Here is a 20283-nt window from a genome sequence, read left to right as displayed (position 1 = left end):
CACTAAGCTCCCGCGGATGGACCTCGGCACGCTCAGCGATGACGTCGAACGGATCTCACAGCGCTACGCGGAGGCGGTGGGCTTCGCCCGCGACGACGCCTGGTACCTGCTCAAGCTGCAGGAGGAGGTGGGCGAGCTGACCGAGGCCTACCTGGCCAAGATCGGCCAGGCCCGGGCCAAGGACCGCACCCTCGACGAGCGCGAGGCCGCGTTCCGCGCCGAACTGGCCGACGTGCTGTGCCACGTCCTGCTGCTGGCCCGCCACCACGACGTCGACCTACCCGCCGAGATCACCGCCAAGTGGCTGCGCTGGCGCCGCTAGCCACGTCCACTCCCGGTCCCTTCGACCGCCGCCCTAGCCCAGTTCGCGGCGCATGCAGAGCCGCGGCCACCGGTCCAGCCCGTGCGCGGCCTCCTCGGCCCGGATCCGGCGCAGCCCGTCGGTGAGCTCGGCGTCGGCCAGCCGCCGGAAGCCGAGCCGCTCGTAGTAGGGCGCGTTCCAGGCCACCTCGGCGTACGTGCTGAGGGTGAGCGCCGGCGCACCCCGCTCCCGCGCCCACGCCGCGAGGTGTTCGACCAGCGCCACCCCGATCCGCCGCCCGGCATACCCCGGGTCGACCGACACCTGCTCCAGGTGCACGTTGCCGTCGACCCAGCGGGCCAGCAGGTAGGCCACCGGCACGTCGGCGCCGTACACCCAGGCCCGGCCGTTGCCGATGTAGTGCCGCAGCATGTCGGCGGCCGGCGGCTCGTCCTCCGCCACGAGGTCCATCCCGATCTCGGCGAACAGCCGCCCGGCCGCCACCTCGACCGCCCGCATGGTGTCGACGTCGTCGTGCCGAGCCGCCCGGATCACGCCGCCGCCAGCGCCGCGCGACAGGCCCGGGTGTGCGCCTCGATACGCGGGATCAGGCGGTCTGGCAGGCCGGAGCCGAGCGCGACCACCGCATCGGCCGCGGACGCCGCGCGGAACGCATCCGGCAGCCGGGCGGCCAGTTCGTCGATCCGGGCCAGCGTGCTGTCCGGGTCGAGATTGTTCTGCTCGGCGAAGGCGCGCCAGTGCCGCCCGGTAATCGCCGCCATCCGGTACTCCGATCCGATCCGCATCGCCAGGCGCAGCTTCGGCCGGAACATGTCGTCATACGGCAGGCTGCTCGCCACGTCGTAAAGCGGCGCGAGCCGGATCTGGCCGCCGCTGAACAGCAGTGAGTAGTTCTTGGCATGCGCATCCGTGCCGGCCACCAGCCAGTTGAGCGCGAGCGCGTCGACGAACCGCTCCGCCTCGCGCTCGCCCACCGGGGCGGCCACCGCGCGGCGCAGCAACGCGATGATCTGCTCGGGCGTGGGACCGCCCTCGCTCTGATACTTGGCGGTCGGCGGCAGGCCGAGCGCCTGGCACATGTCCTCCTGGTGAATCCGCAGCACCCGGCCCGCGCCGGCCGGGAACCGGTCGTACCGCTCGACCACCACAGCCCGTTCGCCGCCGAAGGACCGTACCGAGGAGGACGCCACGCGCAGGCCGATGATCTGGGCGGCCTGAAGGCAGAGGTGCTCGTTGAGATCGTGGTCGTCGAAACCGGCGATGGCCGGCTTGAGGATGTGGGTAGTGGGTACCGCGCCGGACGGATCGCCCCACTGCCCGGTCCCGGCGTCGAAGTGCAGCGCCGTCTTGGCCTGCGCGCCGGCCAGGCTGAACTGGCCGGTGCCGGCCAGATGCCAGGCGGCCGGATCGCGGCGCAGCACGCGCAGTCGCTCTCCGACCTGCTCCTCGGTCAACGGGACGATCGAGCCGGTCTGCGCCAGCAGCGCCTCAACGCGATCCGGGGTTACGAACTGCACCGCGCCCGCACAGTCCTCGCCGACGTGCCCGAGCAGCGCGAACGGGTTTCCGGGCGAAACCTGGAACTCGCGACCCCAGCGGTCCAGCACATTTTCGTTGTCGGGCAACAGCCCCTGGCAGTAAGCGCGAACCACCGCGTTGGGGTGACTCGCCTCGGTCAACGGCATGGACAGCGAGAGCGGCAGCGAGCCCGGCGCATCCCGGTAGGCCTGGTCGTAGTCGAGAGTGAGCGCTCCGCCCCGGCCCTGGGTGAGTGAGCCGGCCAGCCGGCCGCCGAGCAGCACGGCCAGCGTCCGGCTCATGAGCCACCACCGCCGAGCGAGTCGAGGTAGGCGTCCAGGTCGATCTCGGGTTCGGGTTCGGGCCGGGCATCCAGGAACAGGCCCAGCGCGGCGATCACCCGGAAGACCAGGCCGACCTCGGCAGTGGCCTTGCCGGACTCGAGGTCGGACAGCCAGCGCCGGCTCACCCGGGCGCGGGCGGCCAGGTCGGTCTGGCTGAGCCCGGCCGAGCGGCGCCGATCACGCACGTATCGGCCCAGGTCCTGGGCGTCTCGCAGCCGCAAGCCATCCTCCTGTTGAGCAAGTACGCGCACATCCTACCCGATGTGCGCGTACGTTCCCATCCCGAAAGGTGTGCGCGTACGTTCCCATTTGTGGGAGTGTGCGCGTACGCGCACAACCGCGTTATGGTCGCGCCATGAACCTGCGCTATCGCAGTGCCGCCGGCCGCTGGGTACTGCTGGCCACCGTGCTCGGGTCCAGCCTCGCGTTCATCGACGCCACCGTGGTCAACATCGCGCTGCCGGCCATCGGGCGCGAGCTCGACTCGGACGCGGCCGGGCTCCAGTGGACGGTCAACGGGTACGCGCTCAGCCTCGCCGCCCTGATCCTGCTCGGCGGGTCGCTCGGCGACCGGTATGGGCGCAAACGGATCTTCCTGCTCGGCGTCGGCTGGTTCGCGGCCGCCTCGCTGCTCTGCGGCCTGGCGCCGAACGTCGAACTGCTGATCGCCGCGCGGGTGCTCCAGGGCGTCGGCGGGGCGCTGCTCACCCCGGGCGCGCTGGCGATCCTCGAGGCCTCGTTCGCCCGCGAGGACCGGTCCAAGGCGATCGGCGCCTGGTCCGGGCTCGGCGGCATCGGCGGCGCGCTCGGCCCGTTCCTCGGCGGCTGGCTGGTCGAGGCCGGCAGCTGGCGGCTCATCTTCCTGATCAACGTGCCGATCGCGGCGCTGGTGCTCTGGGTGGCTGCCCGGCACGTGCCCGAGTCGCGCAACCCGGCTGCGGCCCGCCGGATCGACCTGGCCGGGGTGCTGACCGGGGCGCTCGGGCTGGCCGGTCTCACCTACGGCTTCACGGCCTGGCCGATGCGCGGCGTGGCCGACCCGGTGGTGCTCGGCTCGCTCGCGGTCGGCGTGCTCGGCCTGGTGGCGTTCGTGCTGGTCGAGCGGTCGATCGCGGAGCCCACCGTGCCCTTGGTGATCTTCCGGAACCGGGCCTTCGCCGGGGCCAACCTGGTCACCCTGCTGGCCTATGCGGCCAACGGCGGCATCTTCTTCCTGTTCGTGGTCAACCTGCAGGTGGTGGCCGGCTACAGCCCGCTGGCCGCCGGCCTCGCCATGCTGCCGGTCACCGTGCTGATGCTGCTGCTCTCGGCCCGCTCGGGCGCGCTGGCCCAGCGGATCGGGCCGCGGATCCCGATGACCGCGGGGCCGGTGGTGTGCGCTGCCGCGCTGCTGCTGATGTCGCGGATCGGGCCGGGCGCCGCCTACCCCACCGACGTGCTGCCCGCGGTGATTCTGTTCGGGCTCGGGCTGACCCTGCTGGTGGCACCGCTCACCGCCACCGCGATGGGCGCGCTGGAGGACGCGTACGCCGGCATCGCCTCGGGGGTCAACAACGCGGTGGCCCGGGCCGCCGGCCTGCTGGCGGTCGCGATCCTGCCGCTGGCGGCCGGGCTGGGCAACGGCAGCCTGACCGAGGCCACCCAGCTCCAGCCGGTGTACCGCAACGCCATGCTGATCTGCGGCGCGCTGATGGCGGTGGGTGGCGTGCTGGCCTTCCTGACGATCCCGAACCGGCTCGCCGAGCACGTCCCGCCGCAGAGTTTCTGCGACCCGTGCGCCCCGCCGGCCCAACCACGAAAAGTCGCGCTGCGGGCTTGACCCTGACGCTACGTCAACCCCCCATGCTGACCGGCATGAGCGTTATCCAAGTGCGGGGCCTGGAGAAGGCCTACCGAGAGCTGCGTGTGCTGCGCGGCGTTGACCTCGAGGTCGAGCGGGGCGCCATCTTCGCCCTGCTCGGCTCGAACGGGGCCGGCAAGACCACGATCGTGCGGATTCTGGCCACGCTGCTGCGGGCCGACGCCGGAACGGCCCGGGTCAACGGCTTCGACGTCGCTGCCCAGGCCGCCGACGTGCGCGAGTCGATCAGTCTCACCGGGCAGTTCGCGGCGGTCGACGAGATCCTCACCGGACGGGAGAACCTCATCCTGATCGCCCGGCTGCGGCACCGGAAGGACCCCGGCGCGATCGCCGACGATCTGCTGAAGCGTTTCTCGCTGACCGAGGCGGGCGCCCGGCGCGTCGGCACCTACTCCGGTGGCATGCGCCGCCGCCTGGACATCGCGATGAGCCTCATCGGGAACCCGCCGGTCGTCTTCCTGGACGAGCCGACCGCCGGGCTGGACCCGGAGGCGCGCCTCGAGGTGTGGCAGGCCGTCAAGCAACTCGCCCAGGGCGGGACCACCGTGCTGCTCACCACCCAGTACCTGAACGAGGCCGAGGAACTCGCCGACCGGATCGCGATCCTGCACCAGGGCCGGATCGTGGTCGACGGCACGCTGGCCGAGCTCAAGGGGCTGCTGCCGCCCGCCAAGGTCGAGTACGTGGAGAAGCAGCCCACCCTCGAAGACGTCTTCCTCGCGGTCGTCGGTGACGCCGCCGCGGCCGACCAGAAGTAGGGAACCCCGATGGCCACCCATTTCCTCAGCGACACCGCCGTGCTCACCGGGCGGACCCTGCGCCACGTCACCCGCAGCATCGACACCATCGTCACGACCGCGATCACCCCGATCGCGATGATGCTGATGTTCGTCTATGTCTTCGGCGGCGCGATCGACACCGGCGACGTCTCGTACGTGAACTACATGCTCCCCGGCATCCTGCTCATCACCATCGCGTCCGGCATCGCGTACACCGCCTTCCGGCTCTTCAGCGACATGCAGGGCGGCATCTTCGACCGTTTCCAGTCCATGCCGATCGCCCGGTCCGGCGTGCTGTGGGCGCACGTGCTGACCTCGCTGCTGGCGAACATGATCTCGCTGGTGGTCGTCGTCGCCGTCGCCCTGCTGATGGGCTTCCGCTCGGGTGCGGGGCTGCCGGCCTGGCTCGCGGTGGCCGGCATCCTCATCCTGTTCACGCTGTCCCTCACCTGGATCGCGGTCATCCCCGGCCTCACCGCCAAGACCGTGGACGGCGCGAGCGCGTTCTCCTATCCCTTGATCTTCCTGCCCTTCATCAGCTCGGCCTTCGTGCCCACCGACACCATGCCGGGTCCGGTGCGGGCCTTCGCCGAGAACCAGCCGGTGACCTCCATCGTCAACTCGATCCGCGACCTGCTCACCGGGCGGCCGGTCGGCAGCGCCGTCTGGGTGGCTCTCGCCTGGTGCGCCGGCATCCTGGTGGTGGCCTACTTCTTCGCTAACCTCACCTACCGCCGCCGGATGGCCTGAGCCGGGGGCAGGATCAGAGCATGCTGACGATCGGGCAACTGGCGGCGTACGCCGGCGTCACGGTGCGCGCGGTACGGCACTACCACCACCTCGGACTGCTGCCCGAGCCGGAGCGGGACGACTCGGGCTACCGGCGGTACAGCGCCCGGGCGGTGGTGGACCTCATCAAGATCCGCACCCTGGCCGGCGCCGGCGTGCCGCTCTCCCAGATCGGCCGGATGCTCGATGCCGGCCCCTCGGGTTTCGCCGAACAGATCCAGCGGATCGATGACCACCTGCGCACCGAGATCGAGCGGCTGGAGAACAGCCGCAAGCAGATCGCGCAGCTTGCCGCCGGGGACGGTCTGGTGGTGCCGCCGGAGGTGGCTCACTACCTCGATCGGCTACGGCAGCTCGGGGTGGCCGAGCCGATCGTGGCCGGCGAGCGGGACGGCTGGATCCTGATGTCCGCCCGCTGGCCCGACGACGTGCGCGAGATCATCCCGGCGAAGCTGGCCTATCTCGACGATCCGCAGCACATCCGGGTCTATCGGATCCTGTCGGATTTGATCGGCCTCGATCCGGCCGACACGCGCAACGACGCCCTGCTGGTGGAACTCGCCGATCTGATGGCCGCCGCGGCCGAACAGGCAGCCGCCGCCGGCGACGCCGACCCCGACGAGATGCAGCAGGACAATCTGACGTTCGACCTGATGGACGCACTGGCCGTCGAGTCCGACCCGCGGGTCGAGCGGCTGTTCGGCCTGATCCGCGAGCGCGGCTGGGCGCGGTGGACCCGGCTGGACCGGATGCCCCAATAGAGGGGCTCAGTAGTGCGCGACGACCCGCCGGGCCGGCCCGTCGATCGTCATGCGGCCACCGTACGGCAGCACCCACTGCGGGACCGTATGTCCGAAATCGACACCGAAGACGGCCATCGCTTCCGGGTGATAGGCGCCGAGTGCGCGCAGCACCGCCGCGCGCTGCTCGTCGCGATACCGGGCGCGCTCCTCATACGTCGGCCGGTCGTCCATGAAGGCGGCCTTCGCGGTCGCCACCAGCACCGCCGGAAACTGCGCGAGCAGCCCGCGCTCGCCGGCGTTGCGCAGCATCCGGAACACCTCGCCGGCCGGCGGCCGCTCCTCCGACGTCTCCAGCAGCAGGATCGACCCGGCGTACGCCTCGTTCGGCGCGATCCACCGGTTCGCGGCCAGGTTCCAGTGCACGATCTCCAGGTTGCCGCCCCAGGTCGGCCCGGTGACCACCCGGTCCGGCCGGTGCCACACCCAGCCCGGGCTGGGGTACGAGGCCGCCGAGGTGGTCAGCGAGGCCGGGTCGGACCAGAGCACCTCCTCGTCGCTGAACTCGTCGACCGGGTGGATCTCGAGGTCGGTCGTCGCGAAGAGGGCGGCCCGCAGCGACGCCAGGTGCTCGGGCCGGACCCCGCCACCGCGGGCGAGGTGCACCATCGTCGAACCACCGTGGTAGCCGGCCACGCCGTGCCGCCAGAGCCAGTTCAGCAGGTTGGTGTTGTCCGAGAAACCGAAGAACGGCTTGGGGTCGGCGCGGAACGGCGCCGGGTCGAGGTGCGGCAGCACGGTGATCTGGTCGTCGCCGCCGATGCTGGCGAAGACCGCCCGGATGGTGGGATCGGCGTACGCGGCGGTGAGGTCGGCGGCCCGGTCGGCCGGCGCGGCGTCCACCCGCCGGGTGGTCGGGAACTCCACCGGTTCCAGGTCGAGCAGCGCGCGGACCCGCTGCAGGGCCAGCTCGTGGGTGGCCGGGTAGACACCCGGCCCGGCCCAGGACGGCGACACGATCGCGACGCGGTCACCGGGCTTAAGTTTCGGGGGCATCTGCATGCCCCCACTTAACGCTCAGATCATCCCGGCGCGCAGGGCATATGCCACGGCGTGGGATCGGTTGCGCAGCTTGAGCCGGTGGGTCACGCCGTAGATCACGTTCTTCACGGTCCGCTCCGAGTAGCAGAGCTTGCCGGCGATCTCGTTGGTGTCGAAGCCGTCGGCCATCAGCCGCAGCACGTCGATCTCGCGCGGGGTCAGCCCGGACGCGTTCAGCCCGTTCGGCGCCAGCACGTCGCGCTGCATCCGCTCGACCTGCTTGAGCAGCTCGCCGATCAGGTTCGGCGGCAGCACCCCACCGCCCGCCGCCGCCGCCCGCACGCTGTGCGCCAGCCGATCGGCGGTCACCGCGCCGCGCGGCAGGATGCCCACCACCCGGCACTCGACCGCGGTCATCAGCTCGGCCTCGGTGACCTCCTGGGCCACCAGCACGACCGGGGCGCTCACCTCGGTGCCGACCCGGCGCAGCACCGCCACCACGTCGGGGGTGAGCCGTTCGGCGGCCGCCACCAGCACCTCGGCCTCCGAGCGCTGGGCCGATCGCAACACCGTCACGTCCCCGCGGTACTGGAGTAGTGCCACCAGCCCGGCATGACTGACCGGATCCATCGCCTGCAACGCGACCCGAACCTGTTCCACGGCGGCTCCTTCCCACGCGGTCCCACGAGAGTGGAGCCAGTGTCGGAGAAGCTTCTTCAGAGAATCTTCAGAGATTCTTCATGCCGGGCCTGAGGGCGATAGGCCAGTTCAGCAGAGGGGCGATTCGGTACGGAAGGGGTACGACGCAGGAGTGCCCGTCCGTGCGGTTTCTGTTATCCATTGACACCCGGCCCGTCTCCCTCGAAGTTACACACACCGACCCGGGAGGAAACGTGCCGGAAAGTCTGCGCGTGTACGTGCTCGGGCCGGTCCGTGCCTGGTTCGGTGAACGGGAGATCGACCTGGGTGCGGCCCGGCAGCGCGCGGTGTTCGCGGTGCTCGCCGCGCACGCCGGCCGGCTGGTCGGCCGGGACGAGCTGATCACCGCGATCTGGGGCGACTCCCCGCCGGCGACCGCGGCCGGCAACGTCTACACCTATGTCTCCGGGCTGCGCCGGGCGCTGCCCGCGGACGTGCTCACCTCGGCCTCCGGCGGCTACCTGCTGCGCCTCGACCCGGCCGCCCTGGACGCCAACCGGTTCCAGCAGCTGCGCGCGGCCGCCGCCGAGGCGCTGGCCGCCGGGCGGGAACGGACCGCCGCCGACCGGCTCGCCGAGGCGCTCGACCTGTGGCGCGGCGACGCGTACGCCACCCTGTCCGGACCGTTCCTCGAGCTGGACCGGCAGCGGCTGGCCGAGCTGCGGCTGGCCGCCGCCGAGCAGCGGGCCCGAGTCCTGGTCGACGCGGGCGGCGACGACGGCCTGATCGCCGAGCTGACCGGCCTGGTGCGGGACAATCCGCTGCACGAGCCGCTGCACGAACTGCTGATGCGGGCCCTGGACAAGGCCGGCCGGCACGCCGAGGCGCTGGAGGTGTTCCGGTCCGCCCGCCGCACGCTGGTGGCCGAGCTGGGCATCGAGCCCGGACCGGCCCTGCGCGACCTGCAACGGCAGGTGCTGACCGGGTCAACCGACGAAAAAGCTGTCGAGGAACCCCAGCCCGAGCCGCGGATCGTGGTGCCGACGCCGATCGCCAAGGCGCTGCGGGACGGATTGGCCAGCCGGGAGACGTTCGGCCGGGAGGCCGAAATCGATCACCTCCGCGGGTTGGTGCGGCAGGTCGCCGACGGCATCGGCGGCGCGGTCTGGATCGAGGGCGAACCGGGGATCGGCAAGACCGAGCTGCTCACCCACGCCTTCGCCGGCGCCGGCCGGTACGGCTGCCGGGTGGCCTGGGGCGCGGCCGACCAGCTCGGCTCGCGCGTACCGCTGCAGGTTTTGTCGCGGGCTCTCGGGCTGGAGTCGGCCTCCCGGCGGCCACGCGGACCGCTCGCCGAACCGGACGTCACCGAGGACCAGCTCGTCGCCTCGGTGCGTGCCGCCTGCGCCACCGCACCGCTGATCCTGGTGGTCGACGACATGCAGTGGGCCGACACCGCCACGGTCCGGGTCTGGGAGCGGCTGCTGACCCTGGTGGGCCGGCTGCCGCTGCTGCTGGTGGCGGCGTCCCGGCCGGCCGAGCGCACCGAGCTGCGCCGCCGGGTGCAGTCCCGCCAGCGGGTGCCGCTGCGGCTCGGGCCGCTGCCCGCCGCCGAGCTGGACCGGCTGGTGACCGCCCTGGTCGGGGCCGCGCCCGGCGGCAACCTCCGAGCCCTGGTGGCCCGCTCCGGCGGCAACCCGCTGTTCGCCCGCGAGCTGGTCGGCGCGCTGGTGCAGCGGGAGGTCATCGAGGTCGCCAGCGATCGCGCCGACGTCGGCCCGGACGTGACCGTCGACCCGCCGCAGACCCTGCTGGACGCTGTGCACGCCACCCTCGACCTGCTCTCCCTCCAGACCCGCGAGGTGCTGCGGCTGGCCGCGCTGCTCGGCTCCGAATTCTCGGTGAGCGAGGTGGTCGCGGTGACCGGCCGGTCGGCGCTCGACCTGGTCGGCGCGCTGGAGGAGGCACTGGCCGCGAGCGTGCTGGTGGACAGCGGCACCGACCTCGCGTTCCGGCACGGCTATCTGCGGCAGGCGCTGGTCGAGAGCGTGCCGGCGGCGCTGCGGGCCGGGCTGCACCGGCACGCGGCCGAGGTCCTGGCGGCCGGCGGCAGCCCGGTGACCCGGGTGGCCGAGCAGCTCAACGCGGAGACCCCGGTGGTCGACACCTGGGTGCTGAACTGGCTGGTGCGGCACCTGCCCGAGGTGGTCCGGCGGGCACCGCAGATCGCCGTCGACCTGATCCGGCGCACCCTCGGCACCGACCTGCCCTCGGCCGCGCAGCGCGGAACCCTGCTGGTCGCGCTGGTCAGGCTGGAGTTCCGCCGGGAGCACTACCCGATGACCGAGGCCGAGGAGGCGATGAGCCTGGCCGCCGACCCGGCGGACCGCTCCGAGATGCGCCACCTGCTGGCCACCATGCGCTACCGCACCGGCGACACCGCGCTGGCCGAGGCGATGCTGCGGGACGCGATCGACGACCCCCGGGTGCCGGCCCTCTGGCAGACCCGGCACCGGGTGTTGCTGGCCAACTTCCGCCGCGGCGACCTGGACGACCTGGACCGGGCCGAGCGCACCGCCCGCGAGGTGCACGCCGAGGCGGTCGCGGCCGGTCAGCCGTACGAGACCGCGTTCGCGCTGCAGACGATCTGGTTGACCAGTTCGATCCGGCGCGACCACGAGCGCGCGCTGGACCACGTCGACCGGGCGCTGGCCGTGGTGGCCGACCGGGCCGAACTGGCCGGCACCTACTTCGACCTGCTCGACAACCGGCTCTTCTCACTGCAAAATCTGGACCGGCTCGACGAGGCCCAGCGCACCCTGCGGGCGGCCGCCATGTTCGCCGCCGAGCACCGGCTCTCGGCCAGCATGCAGGTGGCCACCGCGGTGCAGGACTACTGGCTGGGCCGCTGGGACGAGGCGCTGGCCGAGGTGTCCGCGGTGACCGAGGACGGCCCGGGCATCACCTTCCACGGGCTGCGCGAGCCGGGCGCCGTCACCATGCTGCTGCACGGGGTGGCCGCGCTGATCGCCCTGCACCGGGACGCCCCCGACCTGGCGGCCGCGCACCTGGACGCCGCCGACGCGGTGCCGGCCAGCGAGGCGGAGCGGGAGAACTGCGACTTCCTGCTGGTGGCCCGCGCGCTCGCGGCCGAGCAGCGGGGCCGGCCGGCGGAGGCGCTCGACCTGCTGGCACCGCTGCTCCAGCCGTCCTACGCGCCGATCATGCTGCGCCACCAGTGGCTGCCGGACGTGCTGCGGCTCGCGCTGCGGCAGTCCCGGCCGGACATTGCCGAACGGGCCGCGGCGATCTGCGCCGGCGAGGCCGCCAAGGAGGTGCGCCCGGCCCGCGCGTACGCGGCGCATCTGCGCTGCGAGGCGTTGCGCAGCGGCGATCCGGCACCGGCCCGGCGCGCCGCCGAGCACTACCGCACGGTGGGCCGGCGGGTCGAACTGGCCGCCGCGCTGGAGGACGCCGCCCTGCTCGCCGGCGAGCCGCCGGACGAGGCCCTGCGCATCTACGCGTCGATGTCGGCGCGCTGGGACGTGGCGCGCACCTCGGCCACCGTCCGCTAGGCGTGCCCTTTGGTGCTGCGGCACCTGTCTCGACAGGAACAGTTTGATCGTGCGCGAATCCACGTCGCCCCGTGCGGGTCATTGTGGACGGATGGAGGAACGGAACAGAAACGCACATCCCCGACGGCTTCTCGCACTCGTCTCCGCGGTCCTGGTCGCCACCACCGGCACGCTGGTCGCCAGCACCGCACCGGCCGCCGCATTCGTCCCCAAAACCCCGCCGCTGGCCACGCCGTGGACCGGTCAGGTCTCCACCACCAACCCGCTGCCCGAATACCCCCGGCCGCAGCTGACCCGCGCCGACTGGCAGAGCCTCAATGGCATCTGGCAGTTCGCCGGCGCCTCGAACATCACCACCCCGCCCACCGGGCAGACGCTCGGCGAGGAGATCCTGGTCCCGTACCCGATCGAGAGCGCGCTCTCCGGGATCATGCGGCGCCAGGACTACTCCTTCTACCGGCGCACGTTCACCGTCCCGGCCGGCTGGTCCGGCCGGCGCGTCCAGCTCAACTTCGGCGCCGTCGACTGGCAGTCCCGGGTGTGGGTCAACGGCACGCTGATGGGCACCCACGAGGGCGGGTTCGACAAGTTCTCGTACGACGTCACCGATGCCCTGCGGTCCGGCAGCAACGAGATCATCGTGGGTGTCTGGGACCCGACCGACACCCAGGACATCCCGGTCGGCAAGCAGCGGATCAACCGGGGCGGCATCTGGTACACGCCGTACTCCGGCATCTGGCAGACGGTCTGGCTGGAACCGACCGCCGCGGCCCGGATCACCCGGCTGGACACCACCCCCAACGTCGCGGCCGGCGGTCTCGACCTGGTCGTCCAGGCGACCGGCGCGAGCGGTCAGTCGGTGACCGCGCAGGTCCTCGCCGGCGGCTCGGTGGTCGGCTCGGCCACCGGCACGGCCGGCTCGTCGTTCCGGATTCCGGTGCCCGACGCCCGCCTCTGGTCGCCGGACGACCCGTTCCTCTACGACCTGCGGGTCACGCTGGCCGGCGGAGACACCGTCGGTGGCTACTTCGGCATGCGCTCGCTCGGCAAGGCGATGCTCGGCGGGGTGCTGCGGCCGACCCTGAACGGCCGGTTCGTCTTCCAGCTCGGCACCCTGGACCAGGGCTACTGGCCGGACGGCATCTCGACCGCGCCCACCGACGCCGCCCTGCGATACGACCTGGAACAGCAGAAGCAGCTCGGCTTCACCATGGTCCGCAAGCACATCAAGGTGGAGAGCGACCGCTGGTTCTATCACGCCGACCGGCTCGGCCTGCTGGTCTGGCAGGACATGCCGTCGCTGGCCAGCGGCCGGGAGCCGTCGGCCGCCGGGCGCACCCGCTTCGAGCGGGAACTGCGCGAGATGATCGACGAACACAAGGGCATCACCTCGATCGTGCAGTGGGTGCCGTTCAACGAGGGCTGGGGCCAGTACGACTCGGGCCGGATCGCCGACCTGGTCAAGAGCTGGGACCCGACCCGGATGGTCAACCACAACTCCGGCTCGAACTGCTGCGACTCGGACCCCGACCCGGGCAACGGCGACGTGATCGACGACCACCTCTACGTCGGCCCGGGCATCTCCCGCCCGCCGACCAGCACCCGGTTCGTGGTCAACGGCGAGTACGGCGGCCTCGGCCTGCGGGTGCCCGGGCACGAGTGGCCGACCAGCGGCAAGTTCGCGTACGAGTGGGCGGCCGACTCGACCGCGCTGACCAACCGGTACGTGCAGATCACCGGCCGGCTCGTCGACCTGATCGGCGCGAACGGGCTCTCCGGCTCGGTCTACACCGAACCGTTCGACGTCGAGGAGGAGTTGAACGGCTTCTACACGTACGACCGGCAGGTCCGGAAGATGGACTATGCCCGGGTGCGCGAGGTGAACCTGCGGGTGCTCGGCGCCGCGACCGGCGGCACCCTGTCCACCGGCCGGCTGGCCTCGCTGCGGGTCACCACGGCCGGCTACACCAACCGCTACCTGCGGCACCGGGACGGCGCGGCCCGCACCGACGTGGTCACCACGACCAGTCCCGGCACCGACCGGCAGGACGCCACCTGGTGGGTGCGGCCCGGCCTGTCGAACGGCGCCTGCTACTCCTTCGAGTCGCGCAACTTCCCCGGCCAGTACCTGCGGCACCGCGGCAACCGGGTCTATCGCGAGGCGAACAGCGGCGGGACGTTCACGGCGGACGCCACCTTCTGCGCCCGGCCCGGCCTGTCCGGCGGCGGCACCTCGCTGGAGGCGTCCAGCATGGCCGGCTATTTCCTGCGGCACCGCGCCGAGGAGATCTGGCTGGACCAGAACACCGGCGGGTCGTTCGCCGACGACGCGACCTGGGCGGTGGTCACCCCGCTGTGGCGCAGCGGCGCCGACCTGACCGCCGGGCAGAACCGGTCGTTCCGGGTCACCACGGCCGGGTTCGACAACCGCTACCTGCGGCACCGGGACAGCCTGGCCCGAACCGACGTGATCAGCGCGAGCAGCCCGGCGGCCGATCGGCAGGACGGCACCTTCACGGTCCGCGCCGGACTGGCCGACAACAGCTGCTTCACCTTCGAGTCGGTCAACTTCCCGGGCCGATATCTGCGGCACGCCGGTTACCGGGTGCAGACGGCGGCCAACGACGGCAGCACCGTCTTTGCGCAGGACGCCACGTTCTGCGCCCAGCCCGGGCTGTCCGGCGGCAGCGGCAACGTGTCGCTGGAGTCGTTCAACTACCCCGGTTACCACTGGCGGCACTACGCCGAGGCCGTCTATATCGCCACCAACGGCGGCGGCAACACCTGGGACGCGACCGGTAGCTATGCCGCCGACGCGACCTGGAACAACGCCGCGCCGCTGGGATAGGGAGCGGGGGTCAGGGCAGCTTCGCCGTGCCGAGCAGGTGGCCGTCCTCATCCGCGACGCTCACCGAGCGGACGTTGCGCAGCTGGATCGAGCTGGCGCCGATCACCTTGGCGCTGCCACTCACCGTCGGGCCCCACACCGCGGCCTGCTCCACCTCGCCCTGCGCGCTGCGCACCTGACACTTGAACGGACCCTGGCCGGGCAGCTTGCTGACGTCCAGCGCGATGGACACGCCCCACATCTTGGGCGTCAGCACTGCCTCGCCGGCCAGACCGCTGCCCTCGGCGGGCTCGAACGGCGCGGTCACCAATTGAGGGCTGGGTATCGCTTCGGGTTGCTGGACCGCCCGGTTGCTGCGGATCACGCCGAACCCGATCACCACGGCCAGCAGCACCACGGCGGCGGCGGCCAGCCAGCGCACCCGGGCCATCCGGTTTTCCCGGGAGCGTGCCGCGCGCATCCGGCGCAACAGGCCCTCGATGTTCTCCGGCGTCGGCTTGGCCGACATGCTGACCGGTGGTTGCGCTCCGGCGCCCGGGTTGCGCTGGGCGTCCGGCAGGCGTTGCAGGAGCTCCGGTACGGGTGCCAGCCGCTCCAACTCGTCGCGGCAGTCGTCGCAGTACCGCAGGTGCGCGTCCAGCCGGTCGGTGTCGAGCTCGTCCAGGCCGCCGAGAAGGTATCCGCCGAGCAGACGACGCAGGTCGTCGTGGTCCGCGCTCACCGGAGGACTCCCATCTCCTCGAACGCCGTCCGCAGCGCCCGCACCGCGTAGTACGCGCGGGACTTCACCGTGCCCTCCGGTATCGACAACCGGCGCGCCGCCTCGGCCACGCTCTGCCCCTCGTAGTACATGGCCCGGACCACGGCCTGGTGCTCGGCCGAGAGTCGCTCCAGCGCCTCGGACACCAGCCAGCCCTCGACCAGTTGATCGACGTTGTCGGCCTCCGGCACCGCGTTCACCGCCGCCTCGTCGGCCACCAGCCGGGGCCGGCGCTGCTCGGCGCGCCACGCGTTGGTCACCACGTTGCGGGCGATGGTGAGCAGGTACGAACGGGTGCGGCCGGGCTCGGTGTCCAGGTGGTCGATGTGTTTCCAGGCCCGCAGCAACGTCTCCTGCACCATGTCCTCGGCGCGGTGCCGGTCGTGCACGTAGCGGAGCACAAAGCTGAGCAGAACCGCGTAGTGCTCGGTGTAGAGCGCGGTCATCAACTCCTCGTCGGGGCTCACCCGTCGCCTCATCGCGCTCGCCCCTTCCGACTCCTGCTCCGCCAACCACTTGTACCCCGTCGCGGTGACGCCGGTTCGATCGGGCGGCTGGCGATCCGCTGAGAATTCAGCCGGCCGGGAGAACGGGACGATGCCCGGTCCCCCTCGCCGGGGCCGGGCATCGTGTCACGGAGAAACCTCAGCACACCTCGGGATTGGTGTTACCGGGTCCGCCAAACCGCAGTGTTCGGGCACTCAGCGGATTGACCGTGTAGTGGCTGCTGGTGGAGTACACGTTCATCGCCACCGGCGGACCGTTCAGGTAGGTGATGCTCGCCAGGTGCGCCGCGGTGGTCTCCTTGGACCACTGCCCGTTGCCCATGTCGGTGCACGGTGCGTCGCTGGTCGCGGCGACCTCGCCGAAGACCTGCAGCAGACCGGACCGGTTGAACGTGATGCCCTGGTTGTTCCACAGCTTCTCGGGGAAGTAACCGATCCACTCCGAGTCGTAGGCCACCCACCAGGCGTCCTTGAAGTACTGGATGCCGAACTTCTTGATCACGTCGGACGGCAGCCTGTCACCGGGCTTGATGGTGGAGCTGTACTGCTGGAAGCCGCAGCCGTTGTAGCAGCTCGTCTTGCGGTCGACCCAGTGGTAGACGAACAGGTGCGGCTCGTCGTCGCCGTTCACCAGGCGGTCGACGTTCCAGCCGATCTCGACGATCTGCTTGCCGTCGGCCGACTGCACGGCCAGCTCGGCCAGGGTGTGGTAATCCGCCTTGTCGAGGTAAGGCTTGGCGATCGAGACGTTGGTGTAGAAACCGTCGGTCTCCGCCTCCTGCCTCGCGACGTTGTAGAGATAGGTGACCTTGGAGGTGCCCTCGGCGGTGCCGGGCGGCTCCGGTGGCGCGACGTTGGTTTCCTCGCTCTTGAGGACCGTGTTCTTCGCGCTGCGGCCCTTCGGTCCGTACCGCCCCCGTGGTTTCGTCGAACCGCTCGCGTCGGCTGGCGCTGCGTCCATGCCGGCTGCCTTCAGCGACTTGCTGCTGGTTCCTGGCCGGCCCCTGCGGATCTCGGTGGGGCGCTCGCCCCACGGCAGCAGCGGCGGCGGGGTGAACTCGGCTTCGGTCTGCGGTGCGCTCTCGGCGACCGGCTGACCCGGAACCTGCTCTGCACCCGCGCTGACAGTCGAGGCGACGCCCATGGCGCCGACGACAGCGACGGCAAGGCCGGCGGCAAGAAGACCGCGGCGTGACTTCAACACGTGTCCGTCCTCGTTGATTGTGGCGCCGGAGGTGGTGGGCGAGGCGACCTCCAGTGCCGGTTTCTCGGCGGCGCACGCCACCATATAGCCATCCCGATTGGAGTTGAGCCTGCCGACTGGATTTCCGCCTTAACGGCTGAGGCAGCAAGCCGATCCGGTGATTCAAACCTCAATTTCAACGACAGAGCGTGTCGGCGCGACTGCGGAGGGCTCGTTTTCCCGCACTGTTCAGAAAGAGGCAAACTACTAAGAGCTTCTTTCAGGGGGGTGACAAAAGTCCCTCCATATAGAGGCTCATCACTGCCTGCCGAGCGGGCCGGCGCGCACACGGTAGCCGAGGTAGACACCGAGTTTTCGTGATCATGAAGGGTGCATCGCCGAGACGTTCCGGTGTGCACTTCACCACCCGGTCGATGACCATCCGACGGCAAGATCCGGCGGTGTCCTGATTTATCAGGATCCGAAGCCTTTAGCCCGGAGCAATCTCTCTACCGATCAAGTAATCCCCGGAAATTGCCCGATCCGATCATTCCGAGCTTTTCTGTGAACGTGCTGACCCATCCAAACGGCCGGGTCCGACGAATTGCTGGTATGACCGAGTCGAGCGCGATCACTGCCGCCGAGGACAGCCGGGTGGGCGGCCGCTACCGGCTGATCGAAGAGATCGGCAGCGGTGGCATGGGCCGGGTCTGGCTGGCCGACGACGAGTTGCTCGGCCGGCAGGTGGCGGTAAAGGAGATCACCGCGCCACCCGCCGAACTGCCGGACGCCCGCACCCTGCGCGAGGCCCGCGCCGCGGCCCGCCTCGACCATCCGAACGTGGTACGGATCTTCGACGTGCTGTGGTGGTCGAACCGCTCCTGGATCGTGATGGAGTACGTGGGGCCGCGCTCGCTGCACGACCGGATCCGGCGCGACGGCCCGTTGCCGCACCGGGAGGCCGCCCGGGTGGGTCTGCTCATGTTGGCCGCCCTGAGCTCCGCGCACGCCGCCGGGATCCTGCACCGCGACGTGAAACCGCACAACGTCCTGCTCGGCACCGGCGGCCGGGTGGTGCTCACCGACTTCGGGCTGGCCACCGATCAGCCGGAACTGACCGCCGAGACGGTGGCCGGTTCGCCGTACTTCATGGCGCCGGAGTGTCTCGAGGCCGGCCGGTCCGGTCCGGCGGCCGATCTGTGGTCGCTGGGCGCCACGCTGTACGACGCGACCGAGGGCCGCCCGCCGTTCGCCCGGCCGACCGCGACCCGCACGCTGGTGGCGCTGGCCACCGAGCAGCCCGATCCGCCTCGCCGGACCGGCCCGCTCACCCCGGTGATCCTCGACCTGCTGGCCCGGGACCCGGCCGCCCGGCCCACCGCGGCCACCCTGGAACCGCGGCTGCGCCGGATCGCCGAGGGCGCGGTCGGCGTGGCCCGCACGACGACCCGGGTGGCCCCTCCGCCGGCGGTCGGCAACGGTTGGCGCGGACGGGCCACGGTCCCATCTCCCACATCGCGGAACAGGTTTGACCACTGATCATCGGACCGACAAAAATGGGGCACATGCAGCGGACGGGCATCCCTCTCGTCGCCGACCTGGCGATCGATCTGGCCTACTGCGCCAGCGCCTGCTGTCCTGGCTGACCTGCGTTTTCTTTCTTCTGCGCACTGATCAGCTGACCTACCGCCGCGCGGCCACGCGTACCAGTATCCTGGACCCCACTGTGGCGGTAAACCTATAGGACTGATGGGCAAAGTATGCATATCGAGGAGCTCCCGTGACCGCCGTTGATCTCCGCCTGGACCACCTAGCCGTCGCGACCCGCTACGCGGCCAACCCGGACCAGTGGCCGGTCGCGCCCCGGTTCAACCCGGTCGACCGCTGGTACCAGCGGCTCGAAGTGGCCGACGACCACGAGGTGTGGCTGCTCACCTGGCTGCCGGGCCAGGGCACCGACCTGCACGACCACGGCGGCTCGGCGGGCGCGTTCCACGTCTTCGCCGGCACGCTCACCGAGGACACGGTCTCGGTGCCGGCCGGCTTCCCGGCCGCGGAGGCCGACGGCCTGGACCGGCTCGCTGGCAGAAGGGCCGGCGGGGACACCGGCGGACCGGCCCGGATCACCGCGCGGAAACTCGGCGAGGGCGCCGGCCGCCGGTTCGGCACCCGGCACATCCACCGGATCACCAACCGCTCGGCCCGGCCGGCCGTCAGTATCCACGTCTACGGGCCGGCGCTGAGCACCATGACCCGCTACCGGATCGGCGACACCGGCCGGCTCGAGGTGCGCACCGTCGAGCGGGCGGGGGTGCAGTGGTGACCACAAACACGCTGAACCCAAACACGCTGAACCCAAATACGCTGGCCCCGCCGCCCGGCTCGATCGGCATCGATCAGATCCTGGCCAACGCCCGCGCCCGCCTGCACCGGCTCGGCCCGCACGAGACGGCCGAGGCGGTCCGCCGCGGCGCGGTCCTGGTCGACATCCGGCCGGCCGCCCAGCGTGCCGAGTTCGGCGAGATACCGGGCGCCATCGTGATCGAGCGCAACGTTCTGGAGTGGCGGCTCGACCCGCGCAGCGACGCCCGGCTGTCCTTCGCCGACGGTTACGACCTGGAGGTGATCGTCACCTGCCAGGAGGGCTACACCAGCAGCCTGGCCGCGGCCGCCCTCCAGGACCTGGGTTTGTCCCGGGCCACCGACCTGGCCGGTGGCTACGCCGCCTGGCGGGACGCGGGCCTGCCGGTAACGCGGTAGCGGCCACCCACCAGGAGCAGCAGCGAGTCGGGCTACAGGGGCTTCACCACGCCCGACTTGCCGCTGCGGAGGCTGCTGGTCCCGTCGAGCTTGCGCGGGGAGTTCGGGGCGTCCAGCCAGACGATGTACGGGTCGCCCGAGATCAGGCCGGTGATCGTGGCGGTCACCGTGCAGTTCGCGCCGGCCGTCACGTTCTGCCAGGTGGGCTCGGGCTGGGCACCGGTCACCAGGTCCTGGTGGACGGCGGTGAGCCGGTAGGTGGTGCCGTACGAGGCCGGCCACTCGACCCGGAAACCGCGCGCGACCGGGGTCACGATCATCGGGATCAGCACGATGCCCTCCTGCGGCCAGGCGATCGTGCAGCCCGCCGACTCCGTGGGCAGGTAGGACACCGGCGGCAGCCCGGAGCGCGGTGCGTAGCGCGGGCTCACGCCGGGGGCGGCCGTCGGCTTGCCGGGCTCGACCAGCACCCACGGCTTGCCGCCCTGGTCCTTCTCCGCGGTCTCGCCGCCGCCCTTGCCGGAGGTGTCCGCCGCGGTGCTGCCGCAACCGGCCAGCACGCCGGCCGCGAGCGCCGCCACCGCGACCTTCCCGAGCCGCATCGCCGTTCCTTCCGAC

19 protein-coding genes are annotated in these 20283 nt (G+C 71.4%); 10 read left to right on the top strand and 9 right to left on the bottom strand.

The genetic code is table 11. From position 1 onward, the window contains the following. The first annotated feature begins 16 nt into the window (after window positions 1–16). Entirely contained in the window at window positions 17–322 is a 306-nt protein-coding gene (locus Ari01nite_RS29065; RefSeq protein ID WP_203785384.1) for a MazG nucleotide pyrophosphohydrolase domain-containing protein, read from the top strand. Between the two features lie 33 nt (window positions 323–355). On the opposite strand, the gene Ari01nite_RS29060 is transcribed toward Ari01nite_RS29065, so the two are convergent. Genes Ari01nite_RS29060 through Ari01nite_RS29050 form a run of 3 tightly spaced genes read right to left on the bottom strand, consistent with a single transcriptional unit; the run spans window position 356 to window position 2405 of the window. Then, window positions 356–856, bottom strand: coding sequence for a GNAT family N-acetyltransferase (locus Ari01nite_RS29060; protein ID WP_239163115.1), 501 nt, complete (start codon window positions 854–856; stop codon window positions 356–358). Further along, window positions 853–2142 (bottom strand): type II toxin-antitoxin system HipA family toxin, encoded by a 1290-nt coding sequence (locus tag Ari01nite_RS29055; protein WP_203785383.1) that lies wholly within the window; start codon window positions 2140–2142, stop codon window positions 853–855. Before Ari01nite_RS29055 ends, Ari01nite_RS29060 begins: the two co-directional genes overlap by 4 nt. Beyond that, window positions 2139–2405, bottom strand: coding sequence for a helix-turn-helix domain-containing protein (locus Ari01nite_RS29050; RefSeq protein WP_203785382.1), 267 nt, complete (start codon window positions 2403–2405; stop codon window positions 2139–2141). The genes Ari01nite_RS29055 and Ari01nite_RS29050 overlap by 4 nt, the downstream gene beginning before the upstream one ends. Window positions 2406–2539: 134 nt before the next feature. Here Ari01nite_RS29050 and Ari01nite_RS29045 point away from each other — a divergent pair, with 134 nt between their 5' ends. The 4 genes from Ari01nite_RS29045 to Ari01nite_RS29030 are packed head-to-tail and all read left to right on the top strand — an operon-like array spanning window position 2540 to window position 6374. Next, on the top strand, window positions 2540–4003 hold the full coding sequence (locus Ari01nite_RS29045; RefSeq protein ID WP_203785381.1) for an MFS transporter: 1464 nt from the start codon (window positions 2540–2542) through the stop codon (window positions 4001–4003). Window positions 4004–4038: 35 nt separating this feature from the next. Next, entirely contained in the window at window positions 4039–4803 is a 765-nt protein-coding gene (locus Ari01nite_RS29040; RefSeq protein ID WP_203785380.1) for an ABC transporter ATP-binding protein, read from the top strand. A 9-nt stretch (window positions 4804–4812) separates the two neighbouring features. Further along, on the top strand, window positions 4813–5574 hold the full coding sequence (locus Ari01nite_RS29035) for an ABC transporter permease (protein ID WP_203785379.1): 762 nt from the start codon (window positions 4813–4815) through the stop codon (window positions 5572–5574). Window positions 5575–5594: 20 nt separating this feature from the next. Continuing rightward, window positions 5595–6374 carry a MerR family transcriptional regulator gene (locus Ari01nite_RS29030; RefSeq protein ID WP_203785378.1) on the top strand — a complete coding sequence of 260 codons (780 nt, stop codon included), beginning with the start codon at window positions 5595–5597 and terminating at the stop codon, window positions 6372–6374. Window positions 6375–6380: 6 nt separating this feature from the next. Here the strand turns inward: Ari01nite_RS29030 and Ari01nite_RS29025 are convergent, their stop codons facing one another. Both Ari01nite_RS29025 and Ari01nite_RS29020 read right to left on the bottom strand, forming a co-directional pair. Beyond that, entirely contained in the window at window positions 6381–7415 is a 1035-nt protein-coding gene (locus Ari01nite_RS29025; RefSeq protein WP_203785377.1) for a S66 family peptidase, read from the bottom strand. A 15-nt stretch (window positions 7416–7430) separates the two neighbouring features. Further along, entirely contained in the window at window positions 7431–8054 is a 624-nt protein-coding gene (locus Ari01nite_RS29020; protein ID WP_203785376.1) for a response regulator transcription factor, read from the bottom strand. 233 nt (window positions 8055–8287) lie between these two features. On the opposite strand from Ari01nite_RS29020, the gene Ari01nite_RS29015 reads away from it, so the two are divergent. Both Ari01nite_RS29015 and Ari01nite_RS29010 read left to right on the top strand, forming a co-directional pair. Next, window positions 8288–11608 (top strand): ATP-binding protein, encoded by a 3321-nt coding sequence (locus Ari01nite_RS29015; RefSeq protein ID WP_203785375.1) that lies wholly within the window; start codon window positions 8288–8290, stop codon window positions 11606–11608. A gap of 91 nt (window positions 11609–11699) precedes the next feature. Next, window positions 11700–14456, top strand: coding sequence for an AbfB domain-containing protein (locus Ari01nite_RS29010; protein ID WP_203785374.1), 2757 nt, complete (start codon window positions 11700–11702; stop codon window positions 14454–14456). Window positions 14457–14466: 10 nt separating this feature from the next. Here Ari01nite_RS29010 and Ari01nite_RS29005 read toward each other — a convergent pair whose 3' ends face one another. From Ari01nite_RS29005 to Ari01nite_RS28995, 3 genes are all read right to left on the bottom strand, one after another. After that, window positions 14467–15177: a zf-HC2 domain-containing protein gene (locus Ari01nite_RS29005; RefSeq protein WP_203785373.1), complete on the bottom strand. Its 711-nt coding sequence runs from the start codon at window positions 15175–15177 to the stop codon at window positions 14467–14469. Further along, the gene (locus Ari01nite_RS29000; RefSeq protein ID WP_203785372.1) at window positions 15174–15695 is read right to left on the bottom strand and encodes a sigma-70 family RNA polymerase sigma factor; all 522 of its coding nucleotides are present in this window, start codon (window positions 15693–15695) and stop codon (window positions 15174–15176) included. The genes Ari01nite_RS29005 and Ari01nite_RS29000 overlap by 4 nt, the downstream gene beginning before the upstream one ends. 166 nt (window positions 15696–15861) lie before the next feature. Then, window positions 15862–16926, bottom strand: coding sequence for a neprosin family prolyl endopeptidase (locus Ari01nite_RS28995; RefSeq protein WP_239163114.1), 1065 nt, complete (start codon window positions 16924–16926; stop codon window positions 15862–15864). A gap of 591 nt (window positions 16927–17517) precedes the next feature. Here Ari01nite_RS28995 and Ari01nite_RS28990 point away from each other — a divergent pair. From Ari01nite_RS28990 to Ari01nite_RS28980, 3 genes are all read left to right on the top strand, one after another. Beyond that, window positions 17518–18444: a serine/threonine-protein kinase gene (locus tag Ari01nite_RS28990; protein WP_203785370.1), complete on the top strand. Its 927-nt coding sequence runs from the start codon at window positions 17518–17520 to the stop codon at window positions 18442–18444. A 241-nt stretch (window positions 18445–18685) separates the two neighbouring features. Next, complete coding sequence (locus Ari01nite_RS28985; RefSeq protein ID WP_203785369.1) at window positions 18686–19228, top strand: cysteine dioxygenase; 543 nt, start codon at window positions 18686–18688, stop codon at window positions 19226–19228. A gap of 41 nt (window positions 19229–19269) precedes the next feature. After that, complete coding sequence (locus Ari01nite_RS28980) at window positions 19270–19665, top strand: rhodanese-like domain-containing protein (protein ID WP_203785439.1); 396 nt, start codon at window positions 19270–19272, stop codon at window positions 19663–19665. 32 nt (window positions 19666–19697) lie between these two features. On the opposite strand, the gene Ari01nite_RS28975 is transcribed toward Ari01nite_RS28980, so the two are convergent. Beyond that, the gene (locus Ari01nite_RS28975) at window positions 19698–20267 is read right to left on the bottom strand and encodes a hypothetical protein (RefSeq protein ID WP_203785368.1); all 570 of its coding nucleotides are present in this window, start codon (window positions 20265–20267) and stop codon (window positions 19698–19700) included. Window positions 20268–20283: the final 16 nt, after the last annotated feature.

Origin of the sequence: Paractinoplanes rishiriensis (assembly GCF_016862375.1) — a bacterium.
GTDB classification, from domain to species: Bacteria; Actinomycetota; Actinomycetes; order Mycobacteriales; family Micromonosporaceae; genus Actinoplanes; species Actinoplanes rishiriensis.
This window is presented reverse-complemented; position numbering and strand designations above follow the sequence as displayed.